Origin of the sequence: Lentzea alba (genome assembly GCF_047445655.1) — a bacterium.
GTDB classification, from domain to species: Bacteria; Actinomycetota; Actinomycetes; order Mycobacteriales; family Pseudonocardiaceae; genus Lentzea; species Lentzea alba_A.
Genome location: NZ_JAJAEG010000049.1, coordinates 55,250 through 65,488, shown reverse-complemented (window position 1 = coordinate 65,488; position 10,239 = coordinate 55,250). Strand labels below are relative to the sequence as shown.

The window sequence follows — 10,239 nt, the reverse complement described above, 5'->3', positions numbered from 1 at the left end:
AAGGCAGCGGACCTGAGCAAGCTGTTGCACGGCAAGGACACCTGGGAGTTTCAAACCCCAACAGACACCGAGACCCAGCGATAACGCAGTGTGTGCGCAGCATCTGAAGGGCAGGAGGTCGAGCGCGTGGCCGCTGCAGTCCCGGGAGGTCCGTTCCGCGAGTGGAACGCGGAAGCTTCGCGGCGTGAGTTTGTTCGTCTTCTGTGACGACGCGGTCGAGCAGGCGCCCGCTCCCGACGACGTAACGCAGAGCGTCGATGTCAGACACTACGACGAAGGCAGCTTCCGACACCACCTCTGGTGAGGCACTCGGACGTGCCTCACCCGTCATAGTGCTTGACGATCACGCCAATGCGCCAGGAATCGGATCGATCGAAGAACTATTTCGGCGTGCAGTTCGTTGTCGAGCACGTTCAGTTGCCCGGCCAGCTCAGCATGATCACCGCGATCCGCTCGTGTGGCGGGTGCACGAGAACATCAGTCACGGGCCAGATCACGCTTCAACACCATTCCCAGCGAATTACGCGGAAAATTCTCAACCAGGTGCACAGCTGCGAGTTGCTGCAAGCTGCTCAGTCGTGAATTGGTAATTCGAACCAGTTCTTCGGTTTGGGCCACTGTTCCCGGACGCAGGCGAACATAGGCAACCGGCACTTCACCGTATCTGGCATGCGGTGAGCCGACAACGACGCACTCGGCAATCCTGCTGTCACCGGACAACACCAGCTCAATCTCTCGCGGGTAGATGTTCATACCGCCGCGGATGATGACGTCTTTCTTCCGGTCTAGGAGGTAAAGGAATCCCTCCTCGTCCAGGTACCCGATGTCGCCGGTGTGCAGCAGACCACCACGCAGCGCCTCTTCGGTCTCCTCGGGCATCCCGCAGTACTGCGCCATTGTCTTGTATCGGCCCGCGTGAACACCTTCGCCCTTCGGCCCCACACAGACTTCACCGACCGCACCGGCAGGCACCTCGTCGTGGTGTTCGTTCACGATGGATAGGCTGATGTGCGGCAACGCACGCCCGACCGATCCCTCACGGCGACTACCCGTCAACGGGTCGCAAGTCAGAATCGCCGGGCCCTCGGTCATCCCGTAGAACTGCAGGATCCGAAACCCGTGCCGCTGTTCCAAGTCATCGCGTAGCTGGTCGGGCAACGGCGCTCCGCCTGAGGCGACCACCCTCAGGGAGGACAGATCGAAGTTTGCACCCATCCCCGAACGTGCATGCAGGTCATGGAAGAACGACGGCACTGCCGTCGTGATCGTCGTGCCATCCTGCTCGATCGCCCGCACTACATCGATTGCTCGGTAGGGCGTGATCACACGAGCAGCCACGCCGGCTGACAGCGCAAGCAGCGGTCCGCCGACAAAGATGGAGAGGTGGAATGGCGGAAGCAGCGAGAGAACACGGTCCTTTGAGGTGACGGCGTAGTGTTCGCCCACTACCTCGACCTGGGTTCGCATGGCCTCGTGCGTGTGCGCGACGCCTTTCGCAACCCCCGTGGAGCCTGATGTGTAGGCGATGACCGCGATACTCTCGGGATCTACGTCGACCGCCGGTACCGCTGGCCCACGTCGATTCCCGGTGTGCAGCACCTGAACATCGCCTATTGCCGATGCGCTCGACCACCGGTCGGGGTCATCGTCCACCACAACAATCGCAGCACCTGCATGTCGCGTTTGCCGAGCAACGTCACTGGCGGACAGGTGCGGATTGATCAGCACCACGATTGCCCCGAGCTTCCAAATTCCGTAGACAGCCGCAACGAACTTGACATTGCTGCCTGCCAGCACGGCGACCCGGTCGCCGCGACCCACACCTGCCTCTGTGAGATCGGTCGCCACACCGCTTACCCGCAAGTCGAGTTCCGCGTAGGTCAGCTCGTCATCGGCGTACCGGAGCGCGATCGCCAGTGGTGTGCGGTTCGCCCAGCGATCGAGGTACTTCACGAGATTCATCCAGGACTCCGTTGACAGTGCGCCGATGCGGGCTCATCAACTCAGCATAGGTCGCTTTCATTCCGAAAGAAATGTTCGTCAAGGCCAAAAAACGGCGCCTTTCGCGCCCGAACGCTGGCACCCGTTGACCTACACGCATGCTTTCAGTTAACGGCTTCGCTCTCACGACGAACCAAATGACTGCCGCGCTCGGCTGCAACGACTCTTCGAGCAGATTGCGGTTCCGCAGTCGATGACAAGTTGCTCATCGAGCACAGGGCTGCCGCTCCACCCGCTCGCGGACACGGTCGCGGAGCACGCACGACGAGGTTGAAGACCTGGGCAACAGGATGGCGCCTCCCGACCACCACGGACGGCCTCGCTCCCGCGTGGTCGCGGCGCATCCGCAGCTCGTTGCGAGCCTCGACCGGGCACGGGCCAAGCCGAGCCGGTTGACAACGGTGGTGATCTCGTCCGTCGTGTTGCCGCCGGCGCACCGGGCATCCGGCTCAGATCCGGCCGCAGAAGCCAACCTCGCCCGAATGCTCGCAGGCGCCATGTCGATCTTCAACGGGTCGCTTTCACCTCATCACGCGACCTTGAGAAGTAAAAAGGTTCCCTTAAGGTTAATTTGACACACCCTTGAGAAAGGACTCAATCCCGGAACAACTTCCTGCCCTATTGGGCAGGTTCGACATTGAGTCACAGCTCACTTTAACCGACCGGCGTCAAGGCCGGTTAAGCTACGACCGATCACTTCAGGCCCATGAAATCGCAAACAGGAGCCAGGATGCCCGCAGCCGATCAATCCAACGACGTTCGGACAGTCAATAACGAGCAACGACGACTTCTCAGTCAAGCTGTGACCGATTTGGTCAATGAAGGCGCGACCGTCGACGCCTTGCACATGTACGGACATCTAATTTCGCCTGCGCTGGTGGCCGCGTTAGGCGATCTGACTCGCACACCTGAGTCCAACTCCGGATTCTGCATTCTCAAGGGCATCTTGTCAGATTTCATCGGAAATCCTGGTTTGACGCCGCAATCATGGGATTCCATCCACCCTGACCAGACACGTCGGCTGGATATCGCATTCGCGATAGTCGCAAGTATGACTGGGCGAATTTTTGGCTGGAAGTCCCAGCAGGACGGGCGACTCGTTCACAACATCGTACCCAGCAAGGAGTTCGCAGATAAACAAGTCGGCGCGAGCAGTTCCGTAAGGCTGGAATGGCACACGGAGGACTCTTATCATCCCGATCGACCGGAGCTTCTGTTGCTCGCTTGCGTGCGAAACCCCGATGAAGTCGGAACTGATGTGGCCAGCATCCGACAAGCCAACCTCTCGAAGAGAGATATCGAGCTGCTCAGCACCGTACCGGTTCTCCTTTACCCAGATGACAGCTATGCCGGAAGCTGGGCGGCCAACGATGAGGACGCAGCGCGGATGCTGACTTTGTGGAATACCACTCATGGCTTATGCATGCGTTACGACCCCCCTTACACCAAACTGCCCGAAGATCAACCAGAACTACGAGCCGCTTGGGAACGGCTGGGCGAGGCGCTAGATCGATGCGCTACTACAGTCATGACGACTCCAGGAGATGTCGTCATTGTGAACAACGACGTCGCTGCACATGCCCGCCGACCGTTCCAGGCCAGGTACGACGGCACAGACCGCTGGTTGATGCGCATCCTCGCGCGTGGCACATGGCAACGTCCCCACAGCGAGCGCAACGAGCCCGGATACGGCCAGATTCAGGTTGGCCCGTACCCGTCGCTGCGCGCCGGCAGTTGAGCATGGGCACCGCAACTTCTGAATACGAGCAGGCCAGCCCGCACGCCGGCTCCAGCTCGCTCAGCAGAAAGCTAAACCTGGCACCCTTGCTATCTCTTGTTGGGGTTACCGTTGTCTGGGGCGGAACGTTCGTCGTCGTAAAGGACGTCACGCTACAGACGTCGCCGGTGGACTTTCTGGCGGTACGATTTCTGATCGCAACGGTAGTGCTGATGTCGTTACGACCCCGCCGATTGGCGAATCTAAGTCGAAAGAAGTTGGGTCACGGAGTCCTGCTCGGACTGATGCTGTGCGGCGCGTATATCGCGCAGACCTACGGACAGCAGTACACGTCGGCCTCTATTTCCGGATTCATCACGGGCCTCGCGGTAGTCATAACACCGGTACTCGCTGGCGTTTTTCTCAGAAAGCGGATCGGCCTGACGTGCTGGTGCTCGGTTGTGACCGCAACAATAGGCCTCGCAGTAATGTCAATCAGAGACTTTACCGTTGGTTTTGGCGAAAGCCTAACCTTGCTCTGCGCCCTTTTCCTGGCGATTCACATCGTTGCGCTCGGCGAATGGTCAAAAACAGGAGACGCTCACACGCTTACAGTGATTCAGCTCGGAGTGGTCGGCCTGGTGTGCATCGCACTGGGAGCGCCAGACGGAATCACTCTACCAACGACCTGGAGTTTTTGGATTCCCGTGATCGGCCTAGCAGTCCTCGCCACGTCAGTTGCATATTTAGTTCAGACCTGGGCTCAGGCCCGGTTGCCCGCCTCTGCTGTTGCAGTCGTTCTGACACTGGAGCCGGTGTTCGCGGGTGTGTTCGGAGTCGTGATAGACAACGACGAGCTAACGCTCCGCATCGTCATCGGCGCGGTCCTGGTTCTCAGCGCGATGTACCTGGCCGAGTTTCGGCCGAAGTCAACGATTTCGAGTCCCTAGATCACTCGTCAGGCTAAAACGTGCTTTTTCAACCGTGATTGAGTCCTGACCAATCGCAGGTCAGGGCAGGGTGTGCCACCTGTGCGAGTTCGCACTCAGCGGCCCTCACCCGTCCTCGGGCTGCACGGTCGTTGGCACACGTGTAGTCCGCACCGACGCCCGGTTGGGCGAAAGTCAATGGAGTCGCGAGGACGCAAGTAGTCGCGAACGCCCCACCCGGACAAGACGTGTGAGCACCGTGAACTCCCTCTGCGAACCGCGGTGAACGTGTGTGCTGGCACGGAAGGATACGGGTGGATCAGACGATTGCGATTATTGCACTATACAACCGTTGCTTACTCGCAGTAGCACAAACGGTGCAGTAATGAACCCAACGGACGACCGGGACCCATCCAGCCCGCGAGATCCGCCGACAACCGGTGCAGGCGTCACGCGATAGCGGTCGGGCGACTGGTCCGGCGTGGCCGCCCGCAGCCGTCACACACGGGAATCGCCAGGAGGGCAGCGCAGTCACAACTCGCGGCCTGGCGACAGGCTATCAACATCGAACAACGCCAAGTCCGATGGCAGCTCACCACCGACGACGCGTCAAAGTCGTCCCACGCCCCAGAAGTTAACTGCGACACTTTACTAGTTTGCCTGCGCGAAAGACATACGTGGAGGAGAACTCAAGGGCATCGAGTGAGCTAGCTGCCTTGACATCTCACACATGCCGGCCAATCTGCGAGAAGTGCCAAGGCGGACGAGTCTCTCGAATGGAGGACCCGACTTCCGATTCTCGGTCATTCTTACGCAATAGGTGTCGCCGCCAGGTTGCAGCAAGGCCCTACCGGCGGTCGCCGCAAGTAGCTTCTCGACGCTGCCCAAAGAGGCCCGAACGCATGTTCAGACGGGCCAGATGTGGGCGCGAAAGACCAGGGCGTGCACGCGACTGAACTATCATATTTTTGGAAGTACTATTACCACATCGACCGGAGGATGACTTGATTTTTCGTTCATTGCGGATTCGGAACTTCATACTAACGGCTCTAGTTGTGACAGGAGCTGCCGCAGTTGGATCGTCGACCGCGTCTGCGGCTGACGCCTGCGATGAAGGAACACGGCGACTGTGCCTCTATGAAAACACATACTTTCAGGGTGGCGTGATGAAGACGTCATCAACTTCGATCACAAACCTGGCGAACACGGGCTTCAACGACCGCGCATCGTCGATCAGGAACAACACCGGTCAAAGCATTTGCTTCTACGTCGACTCGAACTACCGAAACAAGTGGATCAAGGTCGACAGCGGAAATCACAGGCTCGCTTTCAGAGGAGCCGACTGGGACATGAATGACCGCATTTCTTCATTCAGGCCGTGTTGACCTAATGGCGCCTAGCTTCAAGAGCGTTTGAATCCGAGAGCAGCTCTCGGCTCGCAATTCTGCCATTGTGAATTGCGAGCCGAGGACTGCGGGCGGTATTTGCCCCGTGCGGCCCTGGCCGGGACAGCCCCACTGCTGGTCGCGTCTCGGGCGCAAGGGTCCTCGTGCTCGCTGGCGACAACAGCGCGGCGTCCGGAGTGTGCCGCATCGTGGCGCGCGTGGGCCGTGTTCGTTGGGGCGGTGGGCGCAGCACTGCCGCATGCCGGCCTTCGTCGAACTCGGCCGCAGGATCAAACGCCACCGCCCTGCCATCGACGCCACCCTCGACCACGGCTTGTCCAACGCGCTCATCGAATCGGTCAACACCAAGATCCGGCTCATCACCAGACGAGCATTCGGATTCAAGCGTCCCGACGCCCTCATCGCCCTGGCCATGCTCGCACTCGGAGGCCATCGGCCCGCACTCCCCGACCGATAACACCCACAGATGAGTCAAGAGAGCCACATATGTCTGGACGTGTTCAACGACCAGTGGTCGGGATGTCGCACCACGCATGGACGTCAGCAACCAGGTTCGGAGACAACTGCCGGTTCCCATCCTCTCGGTGTGCAAGCAGAGTCGAGAACAGTCTGCAGATCCGTGCGTACCTGTACCCCTGAAGGATGGGATGCCACGGCTCAGGGCCAAGTCGGGCTGGGCTGTACTCGCCGCCGACCCGCCGTCAATGCCGGTCTGAGCCCCCGGAGCTGCTCGGCGGGACCGAGACGATCGGCGTTGTGGCGCGGCTGCAACGCGGCACATGCGATCGATTCGGGCAGCATAGTTGACCCTTTCAGACGCGACAGCGACCGTCGGCTTGAACGGTGAGATACCGTCCCGTTCGCAACCTGGAGCAAATCCCGGCGTATCGCTCCAGGTTGTTCAATCATTTTCGTTGTCCCATGATCGTTCAGCAACTGACGACGCGAGGGTTTTCCTTGCGACAACGGAGGGATCTGATGCGGCCGGACCGACTGGCTGGACCAGAGCCGACGCAGCTGTGGGGGGATCTCGTCCGGTTGATCAAGTCAGGCGACTGCTTGACAGCGTCTTTGAGTACCTGGTTGTCAGGACCGGGCACCGGTGGGAGTGCCGTGACCCACGAACTGGTCGGTGAGGCCACCAGGGCGGTCAGTACTGCTGAAGCTCGCCAGCTTGACCTGCCAGCAGGTTCGGCAGCGAGTTGCCGTCGTGGGCTGCTGTGGGCCGATATCGACGGCGTCGCCACGCGAATTGCCTCGGTCAACGCGCTGGTCGTGCGCAGCAGACTTCGCGCGTCGGTGCTCGATGAACTGAGCCGCGGTGTCCCACTCGGCATGTCGTTACAGCAGGTGGGTGTGCGGCGGCACACCGCAGAGCCGACCTACGTTGAACATGTCGACGAGGCCGGAAACGCCGTTGTGTCCGTCCATCTCCGCTCGACTCTCCTCGTCGAGGGCTGCCCGGTCGCGGTGACTGCCGAGGTGATCGAGCAGTGCGTGATCGAGTGCAGGGCGTGAAAGACTGCTGAGAACGGAGTTACATGGCTGATTCCCGTTCGTTCCGCACCTGCGATGTGGTGGTCGTCGGTGGAGGCTTCGCGGGAGCCTGGGTCGCTTGCCGACTCGCCCAGCGGGGCGTCACAGTCATCCTGATCTCAGCTGACGACGTCCTTCCGCCGGTCTCGCGCGCGCTGTCAATCGGCCTGATGCGCAGGCAATTCGTCGAAGATGCAACTGCTCGGCGTGCAGAGTTCTTCACCGACAGTTCGGCGAGCCTGCCGCCGGCCGTTCCTCCCCTGATCGCCGAGTATCTCGGCCGTGAGTTCGACGCACTCACCGAATTGGTGCGATACCGGGAGTTTCTCCAGTACCTCATGCCGGTGGTCCCCGAGCGGGGCTTGCGTGTCGGTCTCGGGGACGAGGTCGTCGCCGCCGTGCTGGCCGAGTTCCAGAGGTGCGGCGGAATCCGGCTCCGGGGTCGGGTGACAGACCTCGTGATGGAGGGTGACGCGTGCCGCGGCCTGCACTATGAGCAGGGCGGGGTGCACGGACAGCTGTTCGGCGCCGACGTGGTCCTGGCATCCGGCGGGTTCTGTGGGCTGTTCGCCGACGGAGTCGGCAGCAACAGCGGTCATGTGCTAGGAACCTACGCCCGGCACGGCGGTGCGTTGGCGAACCTCGAGATGTTTGCTCGGTTTCCGCTCGGCGACCTCGATCGCAAGGTGCCCGTGTACCCGTTCGAACTCGAAGGCGCACCGCACTTGATGCGCGCGGACGCGACCGCGCATGAACTCATTGAGTTGTTGGAGGTCTACGACGGGGATCTCGTCGATCTGGAGGTGTTCCGGCGCTACTGGATTCGCAACTTCGACGTCCCGCACACCATCGCGTCCCCGCGCGGTCGCTCCCGACTGGGGCCGATCAAGGGTTTCTCGATGGGAGGCATGGCGATCTCCATGACCGGGGAAACCGTGCGCAACGTCCACGCGGTCGGGGAATGCGCATACGATCTGGCGGTCGACTCGGTCTCGGGCAAGCCGTTCGCGACTTACTTGGCGCTGGGCGGCATGCTTGCCGACCAACTCGCGGACCGTCGTCACAGCTCCGTCGTCGAGCCGGGGTCCGGCGTCTCCCGCGCGAACGCTTCGGCCGACGCGCAGCTGCGTGCGCTCGTCGAACAGGGGCTGAGCTCTTTCCAGGACAACAGGTTTTCCTTCGAGAGAGCTGAGCGCTTCGTCGACTGGTGCCGCACCGAACGCCGTGTCCGACAGCGCGAAGACTGCACCGGCAACGAGGACGTGGACCTGCTCATCCTCGCGGAGGCGTACGCGTGCTCCGTTCTCGCCCGGACTGAAAGCCGCGGTTTTTTCTACCGTCCCGACTTTCCGGCGCCCGATCCCGCGCTGGCCGGCGCGGTCACCGTCGCGCGTTACGACGCCTCAGCAGACCAGGTCTTGGCCAGCTTGGTCCATCACGTCAATCAGGGCTGACTCATGGTTACACGTACAGACATCGATCCTCACCTCATCGCCGTGGCTGCCGAACTGCCACGGCCGGTCTACTCGACAGAGGAGCTGATCACAGCCGGACGCGGCCACTTGTCCGAGAAACTCGAGACGATGCTGCGCAGCCTCGGCGTGGACAAGCGGCACTCCATCGTCGCGAACTATCCGGACTTCCTCTTCCGCGGCGCAGAGCCGAGAATCGACATTCCGGCATCACAGCTGGCTGTCAAGGCCTCGCGCGCCTGCCTGACGAAGGCCGGGATCCCGATGGAGTCCATAGGGCTGGTCGTCGGCGTGACCAGCAGCCCCGCCAGGCTGTTGCCGAGCCTGGTGTGCGATCTCTTCGCCCTGATGCCAGAGCTGCCGAGGACCGCGTCCAATCTCAGCATCGAGTACATGGGGTGCTCGTCGATGGCCAAGGCCGTTGAAACCGCGCGGTGGTACCTGAACTATCGGCCGAACCGCCATGTCCTGATCTGCTTCATGGACGCGATCTCGTCGCTTTCTCCTGAACTGCCGAACTTCTACGAACACTTCTCCGAGGTCTCACCGGACGAGCGTCAGGGCACCGTGAACGTTCTGCACGGCTTCCTGTTCGCGGACGCGGCCGTGGCGATGGTCTTCGGCGCGGAGAGCGGCGGACCGTCGTTCGGCCAGGTCGCCAACCTGACGAACGAGTTGTCGTCCGACGCCGAACTCGGCACCGTCCCGGACGGAGGTTCCGACGACCCGCTCGTGTATGGCCAGCGGATGTACACGCTGAGCCCGGATATCACCCCGCGCGGTGCTTTCTACGCCAGCGAGACCGTGCGACGGGTGCTCGACAGCGACGGGTGCGAACTGCGTGATCCGAGCGACGCCTCCGTACTGCTGATGCACACCGGCAGCACCCGCATCCTCGACGCCCTGTGCGACCAGTTCGGCGTCGCGCCGGGCAGCGAGCAGGTCGCCTCGTCCTACCGGGTACTGCGGGACTACGGCAACACCATCGGCTGCTCGGTGCCGTTGATGATCGCGGAACAGACCCACCGTCCGGCTGGACAGGGTCTGATCGTCGCGTTCGGACTCAGCTTCGCTGGAGGCGCTTTCACGATGAACGTCCCGGACGGCGGCTGGTCACCCTGATCGCCGGCGCAGTTCGCGTCACCGTTCACAGCCGGAACCCACGTCACGCCAGGAGT

Annotated in this window: 7 protein-coding genes and 1 pseudogene; 7 read left to right on the top strand and 1 reads right to left on the bottom strand. The window is 61.5% G+C overall.

Annotation, left to right across the window (positions count from 1 at the left end):
• Positions 1 to 477 precede the first annotated feature (477 nt).
• A complete protein-coding gene (locus LFM09_RS46425) occupies positions 478 to 1,962 on the bottom strand; it encodes a class I adenylate-forming enzyme family protein (protein ID WP_414103050.1) in 1,485 nt (494 codons plus the stop codon).
• 769 nt (positions 1,963 to 2,731) lie between these two features.
• On the opposite strand from LFM09_RS46425, the gene LFM09_RS46420 reads away from it, so the two are divergent.
• The 7 genes and pseudogenes from LFM09_RS46420 (at position 2,732) to LFM09_RS46390 (ending at position 10,183) form a co-directional block, all read left to right on the top strand.
• Positions 2,732 to 3,739 (top strand): TauD/TfdA family dioxygenase, encoded by a 1,008-nt coding sequence (locus tag LFM09_RS46420; RefSeq protein WP_414103049.1) that lies wholly within the window; start codon positions 2,732 to 2,734, stop codon positions 3,737 to 3,739.
• 2 nt (positions 3,740 to 3,741) lie between these two features.
• Positions 3,742 to 4,668, top strand: coding sequence for a DMT family transporter (locus tag LFM09_RS46415; RefSeq protein ID WP_414103048.1), 927 nt, complete (start codon positions 3,742 to 3,744; stop codon positions 4,666 to 4,668).
• Positions 4,669 to 5,702: 1,034 nt separating this feature from the next.
• Positions 5,703 to 6,032, top strand: coding sequence for a peptidase inhibitor family I36 protein (locus LFM09_RS46410; RefSeq protein ID WP_414103047.1), 330 nt, complete (start codon positions 5,703 to 5,705; stop codon positions 6,030 to 6,032).
• Positions 6,033 to 6,273: 241 nt separating this feature from the next.
• Positions 6,274 to 6,510 (top strand): annotated as a pseudogene (locus tag LFM09_RS46405) (transposase); the annotation flags it as partial.
• A gap of 656 nt (positions 6,511 to 7,166) precedes the next feature.
• Positions 7,167 to 7,571, top strand: a complete 405-nt coding sequence (locus LFM09_RS46400; protein ID WP_414103046.1) for a hypothetical protein — start codon at positions 7,167 to 7,169, stop codon at positions 7,569 to 7,571.
• Between the two features lie 23 nt (positions 7,572 to 7,594).
• Entirely contained in the window at positions 7,595 to 9,043 is a 1,449-nt protein-coding gene (locus LFM09_RS46395) for an FAD-dependent oxidoreductase (RefSeq protein ID WP_414103045.1), read from the top strand.
• A gap of 42 nt (positions 9,044 to 9,085) precedes the next feature.
• A complete protein-coding gene (locus LFM09_RS46390) occupies positions 9,086 to 10,183 on the top strand; it encodes a 3-oxoacyl-[acyl-carrier-protein] synthase III C-terminal domain-containing protein (protein ID WP_414103044.1) in 1,098 nt (365 codons plus the stop codon).
• Positions 10,184 to 10,239: the final 56 nt, after the last annotated feature.

Excerpts from the sequence above, each read along its gene's own strand:
- LFM09_RS46425 (WP_414103050.1), bottom strand. The coding sequence starts at position 1,962 with ATGAATCTCGTGAAGTACCTCGATCGCTGGGCGAACCGCACACCACTG.
- LFM09_RS46420 (WP_414103049.1), top strand. The coding sequence starts at position 2,732 with ATGCCCGCAGCCGATCAATCCAACGACGTTCGGACAGTCAATAACGAG.
- LFM09_RS46415 (WP_414103048.1), top strand. The coding sequence starts at position 3,742 with ATGGGCACCGCAACTTCTGAATACGAGCAGGCCAGCCCGCACGCCGGC.
- LFM09_RS46395 (WP_414103045.1), top strand. The coding sequence starts at position 7,595 with ATGGCTGATTCCCGTTCGTTCCGCACCTGCGATGTGGTGGTCGTCGGT.